Origin of the sequence: Meiothermus luteus (assembly GCF_003574085.1) — a bacterium.
In the GTDB taxonomy this organism is placed as follows: Bacteria; Deinococcota; Deinococci; order Deinococcales; family Thermaceae; genus Meiothermus; species Meiothermus luteus.
On the sequence record NZ_QWKZ01000025.1, the window covers coordinates 1 to 21045 of the forward strand.

19 protein-coding genes are annotated in these 21045 nt (G+C 66.1%); 16 read left to right on the top strand and 3 right to left on the bottom strand.

Translation table 11 applies throughout. The features are described 5' to 3' along the window. On the top strand, positions 1-730 hold a 730-nt coding region (locus tag Mlute_RS05330; protein WP_119359712.1), incomplete at its 5' end, for a DUF1517 domain-containing protein. Here Mlute_RS05330 and Mlute_RS05335 read toward each other — a convergent pair. Beyond that, positions 699-1181 carry a redoxin domain-containing protein gene (locus Mlute_RS05335; RefSeq protein WP_119359713.1) on the bottom strand — a complete coding sequence of 161 codons (483 nt, stop codon included), beginning with the start codon at positions 1179-1181 and terminating at the stop codon, positions 699-701. The genes Mlute_RS05330 and Mlute_RS05335 overlap by 32 nt on opposite strands. Positions 1182-1309: 128 nt before the next feature. Here Mlute_RS05335 and Mlute_RS05340 point away from each other — a divergent pair, with 128 nt between their 5' ends. From Mlute_RS05340 to Mlute_RS05410, 15 genes are read left to right on the top strand one after another with little or no spacing between them, the layout of a single operon-like run. After that, complete coding sequence (locus Mlute_RS05340) at positions 1310-3643, top strand: bifunctional salicylyl-CoA 5-hydroxylase/oxidoreductase (protein ID WP_119359714.1); 2334 nt, start codon at positions 1310-1312, stop codon at positions 3641-3643. Beyond that, entirely contained in the window at positions 3640-4404 is a 765-nt protein-coding gene (locus Mlute_RS05345) for an SDR family NAD(P)-dependent oxidoreductase (RefSeq protein ID WP_119359715.1), read from the top strand. Before Mlute_RS05340 ends, Mlute_RS05345 begins: the two co-directional genes overlap by 4 nt. Next, positions 4405-4890, top strand: a complete 486-nt coding sequence (locus Mlute_RS05350; RefSeq protein WP_119359716.1) for a MarR family winged helix-turn-helix transcriptional regulator — start codon at positions 4405-4407, stop codon at positions 4888-4890. Further along, the gene (locus Mlute_RS05355; RefSeq protein ID WP_119359717.1) at positions 4887-5717 is read left to right on the top strand and encodes an enoyl-CoA hydratase family protein; all 831 of its coding nucleotides are present in this window, start codon (positions 4887-4889) and stop codon (positions 5715-5717) included. Before Mlute_RS05350 ends, Mlute_RS05355 begins: the two co-directional genes overlap by 4 nt. Further along, the gene (locus tag Mlute_RS05360) at positions 5718-6899 is read left to right on the top strand and encodes an acyl-CoA dehydrogenase family protein (protein ID WP_119359718.1); all 1182 of its coding nucleotides are present in this window, start codon (positions 5718-5720) and stop codon (positions 6897-6899) included. It begins immediately after the preceding gene. Between the two features lie 28 nt (positions 6900-6927). Further along, the gene (locus Mlute_RS05365) at positions 6928-8544 is read left to right on the top strand and encodes an AMP-binding protein (protein ID WP_119359719.1); all 1617 of its coding nucleotides are present in this window, start codon (positions 6928-6930) and stop codon (positions 8542-8544) included. A gap of 2 nt (positions 8545-8546) precedes the next feature. Then, the gene (locus Mlute_RS05370) at positions 8547-8954 is read left to right on the top strand and encodes a RidA family protein (RefSeq protein WP_119359720.1); all 408 of its coding nucleotides are present in this window, start codon (positions 8547-8549) and stop codon (positions 8952-8954) included. A gap of 9 nt (positions 8955-8963) precedes the next feature. Beyond that, positions 8964-10193 carry a kynureninase gene (gene kynU / locus Mlute_RS05375; RefSeq protein WP_119359721.1) on the top strand — a complete coding sequence of 410 codons (1230 nt, stop codon included), beginning with the start codon at positions 8964-8966 and terminating at the stop codon, positions 10191-10193. Beyond that, positions 10193-11017, top strand: a complete 825-nt coding sequence (kynA, locus tag Mlute_RS05380) for a tryptophan 2,3-dioxygenase (RefSeq protein WP_119359722.1) — start codon at positions 10193-10195, stop codon at positions 11015-11017. Before kynU ends, kynA begins: the two co-directional genes overlap by 1 nt. A 40-nt stretch (positions 11018-11057) precedes the next feature. Then, a complete protein-coding gene (locus tag Mlute_RS05385; RefSeq protein WP_119359739.1) occupies positions 11058-12224 on the top strand; it encodes an ABC transporter substrate-binding protein in 1167 nt (388 codons plus the stop codon). Between the two features lie 3 nt (positions 12225-12227). Further along, entirely contained in the window at positions 12228-13148 is a 921-nt protein-coding gene (locus Mlute_RS05390) for a branched-chain amino acid ABC transporter permease (protein WP_119359723.1), read from the top strand. 10 nt (positions 13149-13158) lie between these two features. Beyond that, on the top strand, positions 13159-14070 hold the full coding sequence (locus Mlute_RS05395) for a branched-chain amino acid ABC transporter permease (protein WP_119359724.1): 912 nt from the start codon (positions 13159-13161) through the stop codon (positions 14068-14070). Next, entirely contained in the window at positions 14067-14819 is a 753-nt protein-coding gene (locus Mlute_RS05400) for an ABC transporter ATP-binding protein (protein ID WP_119359725.1), read from the top strand. The genes Mlute_RS05395 and Mlute_RS05400 overlap by 4 nt, the downstream gene beginning before the upstream one ends. Continuing rightward, the gene (locus Mlute_RS05405; RefSeq protein WP_119359726.1) at positions 14816-15526 is read left to right on the top strand and encodes an ABC transporter ATP-binding protein; all 711 of its coding nucleotides are present in this window, start codon (positions 14816-14818) and stop codon (positions 15524-15526) included. The genes Mlute_RS05400 and Mlute_RS05405 overlap by 4 nt, the downstream gene beginning before the upstream one ends. Continuing rightward, positions 15523-16335, top strand: a complete 813-nt coding sequence (locus tag Mlute_RS05410; RefSeq protein WP_119359727.1) for an alpha/beta hydrolase — start codon at positions 15523-15525, stop codon at positions 16333-16335. Before Mlute_RS05405 ends, Mlute_RS05410 begins: the two co-directional genes overlap by 4 nt. A 1-nt stretch (position 16336) precedes the next feature. Here the strand turns inward: Mlute_RS05410 and acs are convergent, their stop codons facing one another. Beyond that, positions 16337-18220, bottom strand: coding sequence for an acetate--CoA ligase (gene acs / locus Mlute_RS05415; RefSeq protein WP_119359728.1), 1884 nt, complete (start codon positions 18218-18220; stop codon positions 16337-16339). Positions 18221-18230: 10 nt separating this feature from the next. After that, a complete protein-coding gene (locus tag Mlute_RS05420) occupies positions 18231-20882 on the bottom strand; it encodes an AMP-binding protein (RefSeq protein WP_119359729.1) in 2652 nt (883 codons plus the stop codon). Positions 20883-21045 lie beyond the last annotated feature (163 nt).

Consider the following 21045-nt stretch of genomic DNA (forward strand, 5'->3'; position numbering starts at 1 on the left):
CTCCTGGCCCCTGCCGACCCCGGCCTACCCAAGCCCCAGGCCACCCGTCTACGTGGCCCCGGGCTCCGGCGCCCATCGGGGGGTTGACCTGATGGCCCTCTTGCTCATCGGGGGAATTGTCCTGCTCAGCCTCTATATGGTGCGGGGCCTCAGAAAAGCAGGCGCTGGGGAGGGGGAGGCCGAGGCCACCGTGGCCCGGCTGCGGCTCGCCAGCCTCTACTCCCCCAGTCTCCAGCAACAATTGCGTAACCTGGCTGAGGAGGCCGACACGGAGAGCCTACGGGGCCTGGCCGACCTGGTGGACAACGCCGCGGTGCTCTTGCTTCGGGAGGCCCCGGGGTGGCGCTTCGGGCAGTATGAGGTCTGGCAGGGCTCCTTGGAAGAGGCCGAGGGCCGCTTTGACGCCTGGATGAGCGAGACCCGGGCCGAGTTTGTGGAGACCTTCCGGCACTTTGAGGGGCAGAAGCGCCGCCAAACCGATTACCAGGCCAGGGCCGAACCCGACGGACGGTACCTCCTGGTCACCCTGCTCCTGGCGGTGCGGGGCGGGCTGCCGCCGGTGCCCACCCCCTTGCGCCAGGAAGGGGTTCGGGCCGCCCTGCTGGGGCTTACCACCTCGAGCCCCGCCAACACCCTGGCCAGCTACCTAGCCTGGACGCCCGAGGCCCCCGGCGAGGCCCTCACCGAGGAGGAGCTGCTTAGGGGCTGGCCCCGGCTCGAGCTGCTCTAAGCGCCTGCTCAATTGCCTCGTAAGGGGGCTCCTGGGAAGGAACCTCGGCCACCCAGGCCCAGACAATCCGCCCCTGAGGGTCCACCACGTAGGCCGCCCGCTGGGAAAAACCGGGCAAACCTTTCAGGCTAATCTCTAAACCAAAAGCCCGGGTGGCCTCGCGGTTGTAATCGGAGAGAAGGGGAAAACTCAGCCCTAGCTTTTCCGCATAGGCCCCCAGGGTCCAAGGGGTGTCCACGCTGATCCCGTAGACCCGCGCCCCCAGGGCGTTGTAGACCGCAAGCCCATCCCGCACAGCGCAAAGCTCCCGCTCGCAAACCCGGGTGTGCGCCGCAGGGAAGAAGAGGAGCACCAAAGGGCCCTCCTTCACCAGCTCAGGGAGCTTGAGCGGCTCCACGCTCGGGGTATAAACGGTCGCATCCGGCAGAAAGTCGCCTAAACCCAAGGGCATGCCTTCAGTATACGGGATCGGCAAGGATTGTGATGCAGAGCCCTTTTCATATTTCAAATGTCATTATTTTAAGTCTAAATAAAAGCCGAGGCTCCAGCCAAAGACCCCCCGGCAGGCGAGGGATAAGGATGAACATCGTGTGCATAGGCGGCGGACCCGCAGGGCTTTACTTTGCCCTGCTGATGAAAAAGCAAAACCCCAAGCACGAGGTTACCGTCTTGGAGCGCAACCGCCCCGACGACACCTTCGGTTGGGGAGTGGTCTTCTCCGACCAGACCCTAGGGAACCTGGAAAAGGCCGACTACCCTACCTACGACCAGATTCGCCGCGCCTTTCACCACTGGGACGACATAGAGATACACTTCAAGGGCCAAGTCATCCGCTCCGGGGGCCACGGCTTTGTGGGCATCGGGCGCAAAAAGCTACTGAACATCCTGCAGGACCGGTGCTTGGAGCTGGGGGTGAACCTCATATTCCAGACTGAGGTGACCGACGACGAGGTGGTGGCCCGGGAGTACCGGGCCGACCTGGTGGTCGCGGCAGACGGCATCCACAGCCGGGTACGCAGGAAATACGAGAGCACCTTCAAGCCGGATATAGACGTCCGCAAGTGCCGTTTTGTCTGGCTGGGTACCCACCAGCGGTTCCCAGCCTTCACCTTTGCTTTTGAGCGAACCGAGTGGGGCTGGTTCCAGGCCCACGCCTACCAGTTTGACGCCGAGACCTCCACCTTCATCGTGGAGACCCCAGAGGTGGTCTGGCAAAGGGCTGGGCTGGACCGGATGAGCCAGGAAGAGGGCATCGCCTTTTGCGAGCGGCTCTTCGCCAAATACCTAGGCGGGCACAAACTGATGTCCAACGCCCGGCACCTACGGGGTTCGGCCATCTGGATTAAGTTTTCCCGGGTGGTCTGCGAGAGCTGGGTCCACTGGAGCGGCCGGGTGCCGGTGGTGCTGATGGGGGACGCCGCCCACACCGCACACTTCTCCATCGGAAGCGGCACCAAGCTGGCCCTGGAGGACGCTATTGAGCTGGCCCGCACCTTTGAACGGATAGGCGACACCTTGGCCCACCTAAAAGAGGTGCTGGAGGAGTACCAGCGGGTACGGCGGGTGGAGGTCCTTAAGCTGCAAAATGCCGCGCGCAACTCCACCGAGTGGTTTGAGAACGTGGAGCGCTACAGCCACTTTGAGGCCCCACAGTTCGCCTATAGCCTGCTCACCCGCTCGCAGCGGGTCTCCCACGAGAACCTTAGGCTGCGGGATAAGAAGTACCTGGAGGGCTACGAGGCCTGGCTAGCCGAGCGGACCGGGCTGCCCAAAAAGCCCATCCCCCCTATGCTCCTCCCCTTCCGGCTGCGCGGCCTTACCCTGAAGAACCGGGTGGTGGTCTCGCCGATGGCCATGTACTCGGCCAAGGACGGCTTAGTGAACGACTTCCACCTGGTCCACCTGGGGGCCAGGGCGCTGGGCGGGGCGGCCTTGGTCTTCACCGAGATGACCGCTCCTTCGCCCGATGGGCGCATCACCCCGGGCTGTGCGGGGCTGTGGAGCGAGGCCCACATGCGGGCCTACAAGCGCATCGTGGACTTCGTTCACGAGCACACCGACGCCAAGATAGCCCTCCAGCTCGGGCATGCCGGGCCCAAAGGCTCCACCCAGGTAGGCTGGGAGGCCCAGGACGAGCCCCTGCCGGAGGGGAACTGGCCCCTACTGGCCCCCTCCCCCATTCCCTACGGGCCCAACAACCAGGTGCCCCGGGAGATGACCCGCGAGGATATGGAGCGGGTCAAGGCCGATTTTGTAAAGGCGGCCTTGTGGGGGATTGAGGCCGGGTTTGACTGGCTCGAGCTGCACTGCGCCCACGGCTACCTGCTCTCGGCCTTCATCTGCCCCCTCACCAACCACCGCACCGACGCGTACGGAGGCAGCCTGGAGAACCGAATGCGCTACCCCCTCGAGGTCTTCAAGGCCCTGCGGGAGGTCTGGCCGGCCCACCTGCCGATCTCGGTGCGCATCTCGGCCCACGACTGGGCCCCAGGAGGCAACACCCCGGACGACGCGGTGGAGATAGCCCGGATGTTCAAGGAGGCCGGCTGCGACCTGATTGACGTCTCCTCCGGCCAGACCACCCGGCTGGCTCGCCCGGTCTACGGGCGGATGTACCAGACCCCCTTCGCCGACCGCATCCGAAACGAGGTGGGCATCGCCACCATGGCGGTAGGGGCCATCTACGAGGCCGACCACGTGAACTCCATCATCGCCGCCGGGCGGGCCGACCTATGCGCCATCGCCCGGCCCCACCTGGCCGACCCCCACTGGACGTTGAACCAGGTAGCCCGGCTGGGTTACACCGAGATCGAGTGGCCCAAGCAGTACCTCTCGGGCAAGGCCCAGCTCGAGCGCAACCTGGCCCGCGCCCAGGCCGAGCGGGCCGAGGAGTTGGCCATCCGCGGCGTATGAGACCCCTAGAAGGCCGACACGCCCTGGTCACCGGCGCCAGCCGGGGTATTGGGGGGGCCATCGCCCGGGCCCTGGGCGAGGCCGGGGCTGCCTTGAGCTTGCTGGGCCGCGACCGGCAGGCCCTCTTGGAGCGGGCCCGGGAGCTTGGAGGGGAGGTGCACGTGGAGGTTTGCGACGTGACCGACCCTGAGGCGGTGCGCCGGGCGGTGGAGGGCGCGGAGGCGGCCTGGGGGCCGGTGCACATCCTGGTCAACAACGCCGGCCAGGCTGAGAGCCAGCCCTTCCTCAAAACCGAGCTGGCCCTGTGGCAGAGGATGCTACAGGTCAACCTTACCGGGGCCTTCCTCTGCACCCAGGCCGCCCTGCCGGGAATGCTCCGGGCCGGCTGGGGGCGCATCGTGAACGTGGCCAGCACCGCCGGGCTCAAGGGCTACCCCTACGTCGCAGCGTATGTGGCGGCCAAGCACGGCCTGGTGGGCCTGACCCGGGCCTTGGCGCTGGAGCTGGCCCGGAAGAACATCACCGTCAATGCGGTCTGTCCTGGCTTTACCGAAACCGGGCTGCTGGCGCAAAGCCTAAACCGCATCGTGGAGAAGACCGGCCGCAGCCCGGACGAGGCCCGGGAGGAGCTGGCCCGAACCAACCCCCAGGGCCGCTTCGTGAGGCCCGAGGAGGTGGCCCAGGCGGTGCTGTGGCTGGCGCTGCCCGCCTCCGCAGCCATCAACGGGCAGGCCATCGCGGTAGCGGGAGGAGAAGTCTAGATGACCACGCTGGAAAAAGACCTGGAGACCCGCCTGGCCGAGGACCACCACCAGGCCATCAAGCTCTGGCTGCGCCTTCTGACCTGCACCAACCTCATCACCGGGAAAATCCGCAGCCGGCTGCGCGAGAACTTCGCGACCACCCTGCCTCGCTTTGACCTGCTGGCCCAGCTCGAGCGCCACCCCGAGGGGCTGCGGATGGGAGAGCTCTCCCAGCGCATGATGGTCACCACCGGGAACGTCACCGGGATTGCCGACCAGCTCGAGGCCGAGGGGCTGGTGCGGCGCGAGAGCGACCCAAAGGACCGCCGTTCAGTGGTGCTGCGGCTCACCCCCAAGGGGCGGGAGGTCTTCAGTGCGATGGCCAAGGTCCACGAAGGTTGGGTTATCGAGTTCTTTGAGGGGCTTTCCCCGGAGGAGAAGGACACCCTCTACGCCCTGCTGGGCAGGCTCAAGCAACACCTAAACGGAAGGAGGAACCCATGAAGCGGCCCGACGGCAGCCTCACCCTGGCCGACTACTCGGCCCGGCACTTCCTCTGGCAGGTGGAGGACCGGGTGGCCACCCTCACCCTGAACCGCCCCGAGCGCAAAAACCCCCTCACCTTTGAGTCCTACGCTGAGCTGCGCGACCTTTTCCGGGCCCTGCCCTACGCCTCGGATGTGCGGGCGGTGGTGCTCACCGGGGCCCAGGGGAATTTTTCCTCTGGGGGCGATGTGTACGAGATTATCGGCCCCTTGACCCAGATGAAAACCCCGGAGCTGCTGGCTTTTACCCGCATGACCGGGGACCTGGTTAAGGCCATGCGGGCCTGCCCGCAGCCCATCATAAGCGCGGTGGACGGGGTGTGTGCCGGGGCTGGGGCCATCTTGGCCATGGCCTCGGACCTCCGTTTCGGCACCGCCCGCAGCAAGACCGCCTTCCTCTTCGCCCGGGTAGGGCTGGCCGGGTGCGACATGGGGGCCTGCGCCATGCTGCCCCGCATTGTGGGGCAGGGCCGGGCCGCTGAGCTCCTTTACACCGGACGGGCCATGAGCGGCGAGGAGGGGCTGGCCTGGGGGTTCTTCAACCGGCTGTGCGAGCCCGAGGCCCTGCTGGAGGAGGCCCAGGCCTTCGCCCGGGAGCTGGCCCAAGGCCCCACCTTCGCCCACGCCATGACCAAGCGGATGCTCCACCAGGAGTGGAGCATGGGCCTAGACGAGGCCATTGAGGCCGAGGCGCAGGCCCAGGCCCTGTGCATGGCTACCCAGGACTTCCGCCGGGCCTACCAGGCCTTCGTAGCCAAAGAAAAACCGGTATTCCAGGGGGACTAGATGAACCGCCTGCACCTCGAGTGGCCCTTCTTTGAACCAGAGCACCGCCGGCTGGCCCAGGAGGTCTGGGGCTGGGCCCAGAAGAACCTAGCGGAGCACCCCGAGGCCGACCTGGACAGCACCTGCCGGCACCTGGTGCGGGCCTTAGGGGAGGCCGGCTTCACCCGCTACGCGGTGGGGGGCCAGGCCTACGGCGGGGCTAAGGAGAGCATAGACACCCGGGCGGTCTGCCTCATCCGTGAGGCCCTGGCCTACCACCATGGCCTGGCCGACTTTGCCTTTGCCCTGCAGGGGCTGGGCTCAGGGGCCATCACCCTCTACGGCAGCCCAACGCAAAAGGCCCGCTACCTGCCCAAGGTAGCCCAGGGCCAGGCCATCGCGGCCTTCGCCCTCTCCGAGCCGCAGGCCGGCTCCGACGTGGGGGGGCTGGCCACCCTGGCCCAGCGAGAGGGTGAGGCGTACGTGCTAAACGGGGAAAAAACCTGGATATCCAACGGGGGCATCGCCGACTTTTACGTGGTCTTCGCCCGCGCCCCGGGCAGCCAGGGGGCCAAGGGAATAAGCGCCTTCGTGGTAGAGGCGGGTACCCCAGGGCTCGAGGTGGCCGAGCGGCTCGAGGTGATGGCCCCCCACCCCCTGGCCACCCTGCGCTTCCAGGACTGCCACGTACCCCACGCCCAGCGCCTGGGCCAGGAGGGCGAGGGGTTTAAGATTGCCATGCAGACCCTGGACATCTTCCGCACCTCGGTGGCCGCGGCGGCCCTGGGCTTCGCCCGGCGGGCGCTGGACGAGGCCCTGGCCCGCACCACCACCCGCCGGATGTTCGGCCAGACCCTGGCCGACTTCCAGCTCACCCAGGCCAAGCTGGCCCAGATGGCCACCCAGATTGACGCCGCAACCCTCCTCACCTACCGCGCGGCCTGGCTGCGCGACCAGGGCCGGCGGGTCACCTTGGAGGCGGCCATGGCCAAGCTTGTCGCTACCGAGCACGCCCAGCAGGTGATCGACGCCGCGGTGCAGCTGTGGGGCGGCCTGGGGGTCAAAAAAGGCCAGGTGGTGGAGTCGCTTTACCGCGAAATCCGGGCCCTGCGCATCTACGAGGGGGCCAGCGAGGTGCAACAGCTCATCATCGCCCGCGAGCTCCTAAAAGCCTACCGAGAACGGGAGGAGGTTTCGGTATGAGGCCAAAGCCAACCAAAGGAGGGCCGATATGGGGTACACCGCCCACGTAGACACCTTTGTCCGGGACAACCTGCCGCCCAGGTCGGAGTGGCCCGAGATCATCTTCAAACTGCCCGAGCTGGCCTACCCAGCGCGGCTCAACGCGGCCACCGAGCTGCTTGACAGGATGGCCGAACAGCACCCCGAGCGCACCTGCCTGCTGGCCCCGGGGATCCGCTGGAGCTACCGCGAGCTTTTGGAGAAGGCCAACCGCATCGCCCACGTGCTGGTAGAGGACATGGGCCTGGTGCCAGGGAACCGGGTGCTCCTGCGGGCCCCCAACCACCCTATGCTGGTGGCGGCCTGGTTCGCGGTGCTGAAGGCCGGGGGCATCGCCGTCACCACCATGCCCTTGCTGCGGGCCAAGGAGCTCACCGAGGTCATCACCAAAGCCCAAATCAGCCACGCCCTAGGCGATGCCCGGCTCAGGGAGGAGCTGGAGAACGCCCGGCCGGGCTGCCCTAGCCTGCGGCAGGTGCTCTACTGGGGGGAGGGAGCGCTGGAAGGGCGCATGGAGGAGAAGCCCGACGAATTCCAAAACGCCGACACCGCCAGCGACGACGTGGCCCTCATCGCCTTCACCTCGGGCACCACCGGCAAGCCCAAGGGCTGCGTGCACTTCCACCGGGACCTGCTCGCGGTCTGCGACACCTTCGGCAAACACATCCTCAGGGCTTCCCCTGAGGACACCTTCATTGGAAGTCCACCCCTGGCCTTTACCTACGGGCTTGGGGGGCTGGTGCTCTTCCCCATGCGCATCGGGGCCAAAAGCGTCCTGCTGGAGCGGGCCAGCCCGGAACTGCTGCTCCCGGCCATCGCGGAATTCAGGGCCAGCGTCCTCTTCACCTCCCCCACCGCCTACCGGGCCATGACCGCCCAGGCTTCGGAGCACGACCTCTCCTCGCTGAGAAAGTGCGTTTCGGCCGGGGAGTTTCTGCCCCCTTCCACCCGCAGGCTCTGGAAGGAGGCCACTGGGATAGAGATGATAGACGGCATCGGGGCCACCGAGATGCTCCACATCTTCATCTCCCACACCGAGGAGGAGGCCAAACCGGGGGCCACCGGAAAACCCGTGCCCGGCTACGAGGCCTGCGTGGTGGACGAGGAGGGCAACCCGCTTCCCCCCGGGGTGGTGGGGCGGCTGGCGGTGCGGGGCCCCACCGGCTGCCGTTATCTGGACGACCCCCGCCAGCAAAGCTATGTGCAGAAGGGGTGGAACATCACCGGGGACGCCTACTTGGTGGACGAGGAGGGCTACTTCGTCTACCAGGCCCGCACCGACGACATGATCATCTCGGCAGGCTACAACATCGCCGCCCCAGAGGTGGAGGACGCCCTCCTGCTGCACCCAGCGGTGGCGGAGTGCGCGGTGGTGGGGGCCCCCGACCCCGAGCGAGGGCAGATTGTGAAGGCCTACGTGGTGCTGCGGCCCGGCTATGGCCCCTCGAGCGAGCTGGTCAAGGAGCTGCAAGACTTCGTCAAGGGACAGATTGCCCCCTACAAGTACCCCCGGGCCATTGAGTTCCGCGAGAGCCTGCCCCGGACCCAGACCGGTAAACTACAGCGGTACATCCTGCGGCAGGAGGCCCAGCAGGTGAAAGGCTAGCGATGGCGACCCAAGACATCCAGATCCTCCAACCCCCCGGCTGGCCCAAGCCCAAGGGCTACGCCAACGGCATCGCCGCACGGGGACGGCTGGTCTTCATGGCCGGCATGGTCGGCTGGAACCGGGAGGGGGTCTTTGAGAGCGACGACTTTGTGGCCCAGGCCCGCCAGGCCCTGAAGAACGTCCTGGAAACCCTGGCCGAGGCCGGGGGCAGGCCCGAGCACCTGGTACGGCTCACCTGGTTCGTGACCAGCAAGGCGGAGTACTTGGCCTCGCTGGAAGCCCTGGGCGAGGCTTACCGGGCCCTGATGGGCCGCCACTACCCCGCGATGACCGTGGTGGAGGTAAAAGCCCTGATGGAGGACCGGGCCAAGGTGGAGATTGAGGCCACCGCGGTCATCCCGGAGTGAGGAGGTCTTGTGGTTCCCGCTGAGATACAAGCCCTTGACCAGGCCGACCCCCTAGCCGCTAAGCGGGAGGCCTTTGTGATGCCGGAAGGGCTTATCTACCTGGACGGCAACTCCTTAGGGCCCCTACCCAAGCGGGTGGCGGAGCGGATGCGGGAGGTGGTGGAGCAGCAGTGGGGCCAGGACCTGATCCGGAGCTGGAACCTGCACGGCTGGATTGACCTGCCGCAAAGGCTGGGGACCCGTATCGCCCGGCTGATAGGGGCCGAGGCGGACGAGGTGGTGGTGGCCGATTCCACCTCGGTCAACCTTTTCAAGGCGCTGCTGGCCGCGCTGAAGCTGCGCCCGGGCCGCAGGGCCATCGTCTCCGAGGTGGGCAACTTCCCCACCGACCTCTACATCGCCCAAGGGCTGAGGGAGCTTTGGGGAAACTGCGAGCTGCGCTTTGTCCCAAGGGAGGGGATAGAGGCCGCCTTGGACGAGGAAACCGCGGTGCTCATGCTCACCGAGGTGGACTACCGCACCGGCTACCGCCACGACATGGCCCACCTAACCCGGCTGGCCCAGGCCCAAGGAGCCCTGGTGGTCTGGGACCTGGCCCACAGCGCGGGGGCCTTCCCGGTCTACCTGAACGCCTGTGGGGTGGACTTCGCGGTGGGCTGCGGCTACAAGTACCTGAACGGAGGCCCCGGGGCCCCGGCCTTTCTCTACGTGGCGCGGCGGCACCAAAAGGCCCTAAAGCCCTTTCTGACCGGCTGGATGGGCCACCAGGCCCCCTTCGCCTTCAGCCCCACCTACACCCCGGCCGAGGGCCTGCGGCGGATGACCGTGGGCACCCCCCCCATCCTCTCCATGAGCGCCTTGGAGGCAGCTTTGGAGGTGTGGGAAGGGGTGGAGATGGAGCAGGTACGGGCGAAGTCGCTCAGGCTCACCGACCTGTTCATAGAGCGGATGGCCCCCCTGGCCGCCCGCTACGGCCTCGAGCTGGCCACCCCCCTCGAGCACGCCCGGCGGGGTAGCCAGGTGGCCTACCGCCACCCTGAGGGCTACGCCATCGTGCAGGCCCTCATCGCCCAGGGGGTGGTGGGCGATTTCCGCCATCCGGACATCCTGCGCTTTGGCTTCGGGCCCCTCTACCTGCGCTACGCCGACGTGTACGAGGCGGTAGAGAGGTTCAGGCGAGTGATGGAAGAAGGCCTCTGGCAGGACCCCCGTTACCGGGAGAAAGCCCAGGTGACCTGATGAAAGAAACCTATCAGACCGCCCACACCGACTTCAGCCGGGAGCTGTCCTACGGCGATTACCTTCGGCTGGACACCCTGCTGGAGGCCCAGTGCCCCCTCACCAAGGCCCACGACGAGGTGCTCTTTATCGTGGCGCACCAGGTGCAGGAGCTTTGGATGAAGCTCATCATCCACGAGCTCACCTCGGCAATGGCCCTGCTGGAGGAGGGCGTCGTGGACCCAGCCTTGAAGATGCTGAGCCGGGTCTGCCGGGCCCAGGAGCAGATGAGCCAAAGCTGGGAGGTACTAACCACCATGACCCCGGCGGACTACCTGGAGTTCCGCTGGGCCTTCGGCAAGGCCTCGGGGTTCCAGTCCTACCAGTATCGGCTTATCGAGTTCCTCCTCGGCAACAAGCAGCCCTTCATGATGCGCCCCCACCGCCACCGGCCTGAGCAGTACGGGAGGCTCGAGCAGGCCCTGCGCTCCCCCAGCCTCTACGACCTTAGCCTGCGGCTGCTGCACAGGCGGGGCCTGAACATCCCCCCGGAGGTGCTGGAGCGAGACTTCGCCCAACCCTACCAGCCCCACCCGGCGGTGGCGGAAGCCTGGCTAACGGTCTACCGCCAGACCGGGCGCTACTGGGAACTCTACTACCTGGCCGAGAAGCTGGTGGACGTGGAGGAGAACTTCCGCCGCTGGCGCTTCAACCACCTGACCACCGTGGAGCGCACCATCGGCCACAAGCAGGGCACCGGGGGCACCGCCGGCGTTCCCTACCTGAGGCGGGCCTTGGAAATCGTGCTCTTCCCCGAACTCTGGCAGGTGCGCACGCTCCTTTGAGGGGAGAGGAAGTTGATACGGCAATATGGAGGAGGCAAAGATGAGAAAGGCAGTCTGGCTGTTGGTCCTTTTAGCCCTTGGCTTCTCGTTCGCGCTGGCCCAGCCCCGCACGGTCAAGATTGGCTTCGTGAGCACCCTCTCGGGCGGGGGGGCGGCGCTGGGGATTGACGTGCGGGACGGCTTCAACCTGGCCATAAGGCTCCTAGGCAACCAGCTTGGGGGGCTGCCGGTGGAGGTGCTGGCGGCCGACGACCAGCAAAACCCCGACGTGGCCCGCCAGGCGGTGGACCGGATGCTCAAGCGCGACCGGGTAGACTTCATGACCGGAATCATCTTCTCCAACATCCTGCTGGCAGTGGGCGAGGCCATCTTTGAGGAGAAGGTCTTCTACATAAGCCCTAACGCCGGCCCCTCGGAGTATGCCGGGGAACAGTGCAGCCCCTACTTCGTGAACGTGGCCTGGCAGAACGACAACCTGCACGAGGCCATGGGCCAGTACGTGCAGACCCGCCGGTTTGAGAACGTCTTTCTAATCGCCCCCAACTACCCCGCCGGGCGCGACGCGCTTACCGGCTTCAAGCGCTTCTTCAAGGGCCGGGTGGTGGCCGAGGTCTATCACCGGCTCAACCAGCTTGACTTCTCAGCGGAAATCGCCCAGATTCGCGCGGTACGGCCCAAGGCGGTCTATGCCTTTGAGCCTGGGGCCATGGGGGTAAACTTCATTAAGCAGTACGCCGAGTCGGGCCTCCTGCGTGAGGTGCCCCTCTTCCTGCCCGGCTTCTCCGCCGACTCCGACGTGATTCGCGCGGTGGGCAGGGCCCTGGTGGGGATCTACAACAGCTCGCAGTGGGCCCTGGAGCTCAACAACCCCGTCAACCAGCGCTTTGTGGAGGAGTTCCGCAAGGCCTACGGCCGCACCCCCACCCTCTACGCCTCGCAGGGCTACGACGCAGCCTTGCTCCTAGATACCGCCATCAAGGCGGTGGGGGGTGACCTGAGCAAGAAGGACGAGCTGCGCAAGACCATGTTGGCCGGCTTCAACAGCACCCGCGGGCCCATAAAGTTCAGCCCCAACGGCTACCCCATCCAGAACTACTACCTAAGGCAGGTGGTCCAGCAGCCCAATGGGGAGATCGTCAACCGGCTGGTGGGCACCATCTTCACCAACCACCGCGACGCCTACGTGGATAGGTGCAGGCTCCGCTAGGATATGCCCCCTTCACTCCTGCTCGAGCAGCTCCTAAACGGCCTCCAGTTTGGCCTGATGCTCTTCCTGCTGGCCGCTGGCCTCACCCTGGTCTTCGGCATCATGGACATGATCAACCTGGCCCACGGCTCGCTCTACATGGTCGGGGCCTACCTGACCGCGACCTTTGTGGGCCTGTTGGGCAACTTCTGGCTGGCGGTGCCCCTGGCGGTGCTGGGCACCGCCCTCATCGGGATGCTCCTGGAGCTCACCGTGCTGCGCCAGCTCTACCGGCGCGACCACCTTTCACAGGTGCTGGCCACCTTCGCGCTCATCCTCATCATCAACGAGGTGGTGCGCATCATCTGGGGCTCCCAGCCCCTTCTGCTCTCTGCCCCAGAGGAGCTTTCGGGCCCAGTGGAAATCCTGCCGGGGTTGAACTACTCGGCCTACCGGCTCACCATCATCGGGGTGGGGCTCCTGGTGGCGGGGCTCCTCTTCTGGTTGGTCAACCGCACCCGGGTGGGGATGTGGCTCCGGGCCGGGGCCTCCAACCGCGAGATGGCCCAGGCCATGGGGGTGCCCATCCGACCTCTTTTCACCCTGCTTTTTGGGGTAGGAGCCGGGCTGTGCGCCATCGCTGGAGCTTTTTTGGGGCCCATTTTAGCGGTGCAGATTGGGATGGGCGAGAGCATCCTGATTTTGGCCTTCGTGGTGATCGTGATCGGGGGGATTGGCTCCATCAAAGGGGCCCTGGTGGGGGCCTTGTTGGTGGGCATCGTGGACACCGCAGGGCGGGCTTTTCTACCCCTTTTGCTCTCGCAGGTGGCCCCGCCCGAGGTGGCGGCCAACCTGGGGCCGGCGCTGGCCTCTATCCTGATCTACCTCTTGATGGCCGCGGTACTCTTTTTCAAGCCCCAAGGGCTCTTCCCGGCCCGTACCTAGGAGGAGCTTGATGCGCTGGCCTCTTCTTCTGGTGCTTCTGTTCCTGCTGGCGTTTCCGCCTATTGCCAGCGCAATGGGGCTCGAGTTTTACCAGGGCCTTCTGACCAAGATCATGATCCTGGCCTTAGCCGCGAGCAGCCTGAACCTAATCCTGGGCTACGGGGGGATGGTGAGCTTCGGGCACGCCGCCTACTTCGGCCTGGGGGCCTACACCGCGGCCATCCTGATGCGCGAGGGGGTGAGCTCGGGCTGGGTCATCTGGGCGGTAGCGGTGGGGCTCAGCGCCCTGCTGGCCCTCCTAATCGGGGCCATCTGCTTGAGGACCCGAGGGGTCTACTTCATCATGATTACCCTGGCCTTCGCCCAGATGATCTACTACCTAGTGGTCTCCTTCAAGCAGTACGGCGGGGAGGATGGCCTCCGGGCCCGCCGGCCCGAGTTCGGCCTCTTTGAGCTGACCGACACTGCGCTTTACTACCTCAGCCTGGCGGTGCTGGCCGGGGCCTTGTACCTCCTGCACCGGCTGATAAACGCACGCTTTGGCCGGGTGCTCCAGGCCATCCGTGAAAACGAGTCGCGAGCCTTGGCCCTGGGCTACCCGGTCTACCGCTTCCAGCTCTTGGCCTTCGTGCTGGCCGGAGCCCTAGCCGGGCTGGCTGGAGTCCTCATGGCCCACTACACCCAGTACGCCTCGCCCAACCTGCTGGCCTGGCAGCAGTCGGGCCATCTGATGATGATGGTCATCCTGGGCGGGGTGGGGCAGTTCTGGGGGGGTGTGCTGGGGGCAGCAGCACTCTCCATCGTGGAGGAGGTGCTGCAAGACCTCACCATCCACTGGCAGCTTGGGGTGGGGCTGATCCTCTTAGCGGTGGTGCTCTTCGCTCCTCGAGGGCTGGCCGGGCTCTGGCGGAGGGAGCCATGACTCTCCTGGAAACCCATCAGCTCAGCAAGCGCTTTGGCGGCCTGCTGGCGGTCAACGGCTGCAACCTAGCGGTAAAGACCGGCGAGATTCATGCCCTAATCGGCCCCAACGGGGCGGGCAAGACCACCTTGCTCAACCTGATAACCGGGGTGCTGGCCCCCAACAAGGGTCAGGTTCGCTTTGAGGGCCAGGACATCACCCACCTGCCGGCCCACGCCCGGGTGCACCGGGGGCTGGCCCGCACCTTCCAGATCACCAATCTGTTTAGGAACTACACCGTGCGGGTGAACCTCGAGCTCGCCGTGCAGGCCCGCCGGGGGAGCAGCTTTCGCTTCTGGCAGCCGGTTTTTAAGGAAAAAGCCCTCACCGAGGAGGCCTTTCGGGTGGCCGAGCGGGTGGGCCTGGGGGGGCGCTTTGAGGTGGTGGCGGGCCAGCTCTCCCACGGGGAGCAGAGGGCGCTCGAGGTAGCCCTGGCCTTGGCCTCCAGGCCCAAACTTCTGCTCCTGGACGAACCCATGGCCGGCATGGGCCCCGAGGAGTCGGCGCGGATGGTAGAGCTTATAGAAAGCCTGCGCCAGGAGTTTACCATCCTGCTCGTTGAGCACGATATGGACGCGGTCTTTCGGCTAGCCCAGCGCATCTCGGTGCTGGTCTATGGCCAGGTGATCGCCACCGGCACCCCGGAGGAGATCCGGGCCAACCCTGAGGTTCACAAGGCCTACCTGGGCGACGAGGGGGGTGTGGCGTGAGCGCCCTGCTCCAAATTGAGAACCTGGAGACCTTCTACGGGGCCAGCCAGGTGCTCTTTGGGGTGAGCCTCGAGGTGGGCCAAGGCCAGGTGGCCACCTTGCTCGGGCGCAACGGCATGGGTAAGACCACCACCGTGCGCTCCATCATGGGCCTCACCCCGGCCAGGCGGGGCCATATCCGCTTCGCCGGGCGGCCCATTGAGGCCCTGGCCCCAGAGCAGATCGCCGCTTTGGGCATAGCCCTGGTGCCCGAGGGGCGACAGATTTTCCCCAACCTCACGGTAGAGGAAAACCTCATTGCCTTCGCCGCCAACCGCAGCCAAAGCCCAGACCCCTGGACGCTCCGGCGGGTCTACGGGCTTTTTCCCAGGCTACAGGAGCGACGCCACCACCTGGGCCACCAGCTCTCCGGCGGCGAACAGCAAATGCTGGCCATTGGCCGGGCCCTCATGACCAACCCCCGGCTGCTCATCCTGGACGAGGCCACCGAGGGGCTGGCCCCTCTGTTGCGGGAGGAAATCTGGCGGGTGCTGCGCCTGCTCAAGGAAGGCGGGCAGACCATCTTGGTCATTGACAAGTACCTAGAGCGCCTTTTCCCCCTGGCCGACCGGCACACCATCTTAGAACGGGGCCGGGTGGTCTGGCAGGGGACCTCCGAAGAACTCAAGGCCAGGCCCGAGGTCTGGAAACGGTACCTGAGCGTATGAGCGAACCCTCCTGGATAGAACTCCAGTACAGCCCCCGGCTCACTGTGCCTGACGCAGCAGCCTACTTCCAGCGCTGGGCCGAGTCCTCCCGGGCCGCCCGCGAGGCCCTGCCCCACCACCCCAACCTGCGCTACGGGCCGGGGGAAAAGGAAACCCTAGACCTCTTCCCCGCTCCCCAAAGCCGCTACCTGCTCGTCTTCATCCACGGCGGCTACTGGCGGGCCTTTGACAAGGATGACTTCTCTTGGCTGGCCCCACCCCTAGTAAGGGCTGGTCTTAGCGTGGCGGTGTTGAACTACGCGCTCTGCCCGGCGGTCAGCATCGCCGAGATTACCGAGCAGTGCCGCCGGGCGGTGGCCTGGCTGCACCGCGAGGCCCCCCGCTATGGGGTGCATAGCCCCCTGCTCGTCAGCGGGCACTCGGCCGGAGGGCACCTGACCGCCGAGCTCTTCGCCACCCCTTGGGAGGCCTACGGCGTGCCCCAGGAGGCCTTTGCGGGAGGCATTGCCATCAGCGGGCTCTTTGACCTCGAGCCCCTTCTACAGGTCTCCTTCAACGCCGATCTGCGCCTTAACCACAGGAGCGCCAGGGCCTCGAGCCCTGCCTACAAGCGGCCCACCCTGAAAGCACCCTTGCTCCTGGCGGTGGGGGCGCTGGAGTCGGAAGAGTTCCACCGACAAAGCCAGCTCCTAACCCAGGCCTGGCCAGAGGTCTGCCAGGGGGTCCTCCGGGTTCCTGAGGCCCACCACTTCAGCGTCCTAGACGCTCTCGCCGAGCCCGCCAGCCCGCTTTGGCAGCCCTTCTTATAGGCTATTCCTCCAAGGTGGAAAGGTCGCCCGGGTCCTGCCCCAGCGCCTGGGCCCTCAGAAGCCGCCGCAGGATTTTGCCCGAGCGGGTTTTGGGCAGCTTGTCCACGAACACCAGTTCCCCCGGCGTGGCAATGGGACCAAGCTGCTGCCGCACATGCTGCACCACCTCCTGCTGCAAAGCGGGGGTCTTCGCCCAACCCGCCCGCAGCACCGCAAAGGCCTGGATGCGCTCACCCTTGATGGGGTCAGGTACCCCTATCACTGCGGCCTCCGCCACCGCAGGGTGAGAGACCAAGGCGCTTTCCACTTCGGCGGTGCCGATGCGGTGCCCAGCCACATTGAGTACATCGTCGGCCCGCCCTAGCACCGTGAAGTAGCCATCCTCGCTCCGGCTGGCCACATCCCCCGCGGCGTAGACCCCACCGGGAACCTCCTCCCAGTAGCGGACGTAGCGGCCATGGTCGCCCCAGATGGTGCGCATCATGTGCGGAAAGGGCCGGCGCAAAACAAGCAGCCCCCCCTTTCCCGGGGGCACCTCCTTTCCCTCAGCGTCCACTACCTTTGCCTCCACCCCGGGCAGCGGTACCCCAGCAAAGCCAGGGCGGGCCTCGAGCGTCACCGGAGTACCGAGGGTGGGCCCCCCTAGCTCGGTCTGCCACCAGTTGTCCACCACAAAACCGCGCCGTCCCTCGTCCATCAGATGGGTGTAGGCCCAGCGCCAGGCCTCGGGGTTCAGCGGCTCACCCGCTACTGCCAAAAGCCGCAGCGAGGAAAGGTCGTGCCGGGCTGGCCATTCTGGACCGTACTTCATAAACATGCGCACGGCAGTGGGGGCAGTGAAGATCACGTTCACCCGATAGCGCTCCACAGCCCCCCAGAGGGCGGAGGGGTCGGGGTAGTCGGGGGCCCCCTCACGCAGCACACTGGTAACCCCCAAGAGCAAGGGGGCATAGACGATGTAGCTGTGCCCCACAATCCAGCCGATGTCCGAGGTAGCCCAGAAGACCTCGTCCTCCTTCACATCAAAAAAGGTCCGCAGGTGGTAGGCAACGCCCACCATGTACCCCCCGTGCACGTGTACCACCCCCTTGGGCTTTCCGGTGGAGCCCGAGGTGTAGAGGATGAAAAGGGGGTGCTCGCTGTCCAGGGGCACCGCCTCCGCTTCGGGCTTGTGCCTCCAGAGAAGGGCGTTGAAGTCGCTATGGTGGGGGCCTTCGGGCACCGCCTTGCTCCGGTTGAACCAGACCACGTGCACATCCAGGCCCTGCGTGGCCTGCAAAACGATAGATTCGAGATCAACCGGTTTCCCTCGGCGGTAGCTCACGTCCCCAGCCACCACCAGCCTGGCCCCCGCGTCCTGTATACGCTCCCGCAAGGCCGCCACCCCCAGGCCAGCGTAGACCACCGAGTGAACCGCCCCAATCCGAGCGCAGGCCAGCATAGCGATAATCCCTTCAGGGGTCAGGGGCATGTAGACGATGACCCGGTCGCCTTCCCGAACCCCAAGGGCTCTAAGCGCGGTGGCAAAGCGGGCCACCCGGTCCAGGAGCTCCCCATAGGTGAGCTTCTGTTCCCTGCCGTCCTCCCCTAGGTACAAAAGGGCCACCCGGTTGCGGCCGGGGCCTTTAGCGTGGCGGTCCAAGGCGTTGTAGGTGATGTTGGTCCGCCCCCCCAGAAACCAGCGGTGGTCGGGAAACTTCCATTCCAAAACCCGCTCAAAGGGCTGGAACCAGCTAAACCGACGGGCCTCCTCCCCCCAGAAGCCCTCCGGGTCCTCCAGGCTGCGGCGGTACTCAGCCCAAAAATCGCGCAGGTTGGCGGCCTGCCGCTCCCACTCGGGCGCTAGATAGCCGGCTTGGGTCCTCAAAAGCTGCTCAATCTGCATAGGGCCTCCTCTACGGCTCCAGGGTGGAAAGGTCGCCGGGGTCAGCCCCCAGCTCCTGGGCCTTTAGCAAACGGCGCATGATTTTTCCGCTTTTGGTGCGGGGTAGGCGCTCCACGATAAGCACCTCAATGGCCAGGCTCAAGCTACCCAGTTGACGACGCAGGTGGGATTTGAGTTTGTCCGAAAGGATCGCCCGGGCCTCCAGGCTGGCCTCACGGGTCTTGAGGACCACGTAGACTTTGACCACCTCTCCCCCCTCAGGGTCGGGCACCCCTATCGCTGCAGCCTCGGCCACCGCGGGGTGGGCGAGCATGGCGCCTTCTATCTCCGCGGTGCCAATGCGCAGCTCCCCGGCCTTAATCACATCATCGGAGCGGCCCAGAAGCGCGATGTACCCCTCCTCATCGCGTACTGCGATGTCGCCGGTGGTGTAGCAGCCCGGAATGCGGCTCCACTGCTCAATGTAGCGCCTATCGTCGTTCCAAAAGGTGCGCATGAAGTGGGGGAAGGGTTTGCAGATGACCAGGTGCCCCTTCTCGCCAGGGGGAAGCTCCCGGCCTAGGCCGTCCACCACCCGCATCTCCACCCCAGGCAGCGGTAGACCGGCCTTTCCGGGCTTGGCAGGCATGCACACCGGGGTAGAGAGGCAGGGTCCGCCGGTCTCGGTCTGCCACCAGTTGTCCAGCACGTGGGCCAGGTGGTTGCGGGCCCAGCGCCAGACCTCCGGGGCCAGGTACTCCCCCACGCAGCCCACCAGGCGCAAGGCGCCAAGGTCGGCCCCCTTGGCCCACTCCTCCCCGTGCCGGCGGAAGGTGCGTAGCCAGGTGGGGCTGGTCAGGAGGACGTTGACCCCGCACTCCTCCAGGGTCTCGTAGAAGCTGCCGGGGTCGGGGTAGTCCAGCCGCTCAGCCCTAAGCACGGTGGTCAGGCCCTCCAAGAGAGGGGCATAAAGCCCATAGCTGTGCCCCACAATCCAGGAGAGGTCAGCGGTGGCCCACATCACGTCCCCCTCCTTGAGGTCAAAAAGGGCGCGCAGGTGGTAGGTGATGCCCACCATATACCCCCCGTGCACGTGGACCACCCCCTTGGGCTTCCCGGTGGAGCCCGAGGTGTAGAGGATGAAAAGGGGGTGCTCGCTGTCCACCGGCAAGGGCGGGGTGTTGGGCCGGTGGGCCTCCACGAGTTCCCAGAACTCCAAGGGCCGGGCGTTGCCCCCCCGACTGAACCAGAGCACCTCCAGGTCCAGGTCCTGAACCGCCTCTTCAATCAGGCCGGCGAAGGGCAGGACCCGCCCCCCTTGGTACATCCGGTCGGCCGCTACCAGGAGCCTGGCTCCAGTGTCCACCAGGCGCTCCCGCAGGGCCTGGGCCCCCATCCCCGCCGGCACCGCCACATGCACCGCCCCTATACGGGCGCAAGCCAAAAAGGTGAGGGCCATCTCGAGCCCGGTGGGCATATAGACCGCCACCCGGTCGCCCGGCCCAACCCCCAAGGCCCGCAAACCCCCGGCCAGCCTGGAGGTCAGGTCGCGCAGCTCGCGGTAGGTGAGCTTGTGCACAGCGCCGTCCCCCGCCAGGGCGATGAGGGCTAGGTGGTTGCGGCGAGGGCCCTCGGCGTAGCGGTCCAGGGCGTTGTAGGTAATGTTGGTCTCGGCCCCCACGAACCAGCGGTGGTGGGGGGGCTCGAGCCGGCAGACCTCCTTCCAGGGAGAGAACCAGAAAAACCTTCGGGCCCAAGCCGCCCAGAAACCCTCTGGGTCCCTCAGGCTCCGCTCGTATTCGGTCCGGTAGTCCCGCAGGTTGGCCTCGGCCACCAGACGGGGTGGGGCGGGCACCGCCTTCTCCTCGCAAGCAGGGGTAGGCGGCGGCTCGGGAAGGTTCTCCAAGGGCTGGGACAGCAGCTCCGAGCCTACCGAGACGGGTTCGGTGGGGTGGTAGCTCGAGGCCGCTTTGGCCACCTCCTGCACAGCCTGCACCAACCGAGTAAAGGCATAGGGAAAACGCCGGGAAGGGACCACCACCCCCAAGGCTCCCAGCACCCGCCCCTCCGGGTCAAAAATAGGTGCCGCCAGGCTGGAAAGCCCCAAGGCGTGCTCCTCTATCTCCACCGCAAACCCCATCCGCCGCACCTTGGCAAGCTCTTCCTCCAGGGTCAGGGGGTCAGTTAGGGTCAGCGGGGTGTAGGCCCGCAGGTTCTGTAGGTGGCCCGCCTGGACCTCGGGCTCCAAAAAGGCCAGCACCGCCTTGCCCAGGGCCAAGGCGTGAAAGCCCTCCGCGATGACCTCCTCTACCCCGCTCAGCTTAGGCAGCCCCTGCCGACCACGGGTGCTAAGACGAAGCCGACCCTCCCGGTCAAGCAGGGCCAGGTAGGTCCGCTCACGGGTGCGCAGGTAGAGCTCCTCTAACGCATCGGCCAGTCGCTCAGGCTCCACCAGTGGAGCAGGGCTTCTGGCCAAGGCGGTCCTGGAGAGCTTGTAAAGGCTCCCCTCTCGTTCCGCAAACCCCTCGGCCACCAGGCTGGCCAGAAGGGCGTAGGCGGTGGAGAGGCTTTTACCCAAAAAGGCTGCCAACCGCGCTGCCTCCACCCCCTCGGGGTGCTCGGCTAGGTAGGCCAGCACCCTGAGGGCGGTTTGCACGGTGGTGAGCTTCCGAGTCTGGGCCATGGTGAGCAGGAAAACCCAGCAGCCAACGAGTGGCGGTGCTGGCTTTGGCTATCCACTTCAGCCGCCATAATGGCCCTGGCCCCACCCAGGTGTCAAGTAATGGCCGGATTCCTACATTTGACAAACCCCTGGATTTCTTGACGGCACCTAAGACACCGCCTAT

Excerpts from the sequence above, each read along its gene's own strand:
- Mlute_RS05340 (WP_119359714.1), top strand. The coding sequence starts at position 1,310 with ATGAACATCGTGTGCATAGGCGGCGGACCCGCAGGGCTTTACTTTGCC.
- Mlute_RS05365 (WP_119359719.1), top strand. The coding sequence starts at position 6,928 with ATGGGGTACACCGCCCACGTAGACACCTTTGTCCGGGACAACCTGCCG.
- Mlute_RS05350 (WP_119359716.1), top strand. The coding sequence starts at position 4,405 with ATGACCACGCTGGAAAAAGACCTGGAGACCCGCCTGGCCGAGGACCAC.
- acs (WP_119359728.1), bottom strand. The coding sequence starts at position 18,220 with ATGCAGATTGAGCAGCTTTTGAGGACCCAAGCCGGCTATCTAGCGCCC.
- Mlute_RS05370 (WP_119359720.1), top strand. The coding sequence starts at position 8,547 with ATGGCGACCCAAGACATCCAGATCCTCCAACCCCCCGGCTGGCCCAAG.
- Mlute_RS05410 (WP_119359727.1), top strand. The coding sequence starts at position 15,523 with ATGAGCGAACCCTCCTGGATAGAACTCCAGTACAGCCCCCGGCTCACT.
- Mlute_RS05355 (WP_119359717.1), top strand. The coding sequence starts at position 4,887 with ATGAAGCGGCCCGACGGCAGCCTCACCCTGGCCGACTACTCGGCCCGG.
- Mlute_RS05390 (WP_119359723.1), top strand. The coding sequence starts at position 12,228 with ATGCCCCCTTCACTCCTGCTCGAGCAGCTCCTAAACGGCCTCCAGTTT.
- Mlute_RS05420 (WP_119359729.1), bottom strand. The coding sequence starts at position 20,882 with ATGGCCCAGACTCGGAAGCTCACCACCGTGCAAACCGCCCTCAGGGTG.
- Mlute_RS05360 (WP_119359718.1), top strand. The coding sequence starts at position 5,718 with ATGAACCGCCTGCACCTCGAGTGGCCCTTCTTTGAACCAGAGCACCGC.
- Mlute_RS05385 (WP_119359739.1), top strand. The coding sequence starts at position 11,058 with ATGAGAAAGGCAGTCTGGCTGTTGGTCCTTTTAGCCCTTGGCTTCTCG.
- Mlute_RS05395 (WP_119359724.1), top strand. The coding sequence starts at position 13,159 with ATGCGCTGGCCTCTTCTTCTGGTGCTTCTGTTCCTGCTGGCGTTTCCG.
- Mlute_RS05345 (WP_119359715.1), top strand. The coding sequence starts at position 3,640 with ATGAGACCCCTAGAAGGCCGACACGCCCTGGTCACCGGCGCCAGCCGG.
- Mlute_RS05335 (WP_119359713.1), bottom strand. The coding sequence starts at position 1,181 with ATGCCCTTGGGTTTAGGCGACTTTCTGCCGGATGCGACCGTTTATACC.
- kynA (WP_119359722.1), top strand. The coding sequence starts at position 10,193 with ATGAAAGAAACCTATCAGACCGCCCACACCGACTTCAGCCGGGAGCTG.
- Mlute_RS05400 (WP_119359725.1), top strand. The coding sequence starts at position 14,067 with ATGACTCTCCTGGAAACCCATCAGCTCAGCAAGCGCTTTGGCGGCCTG.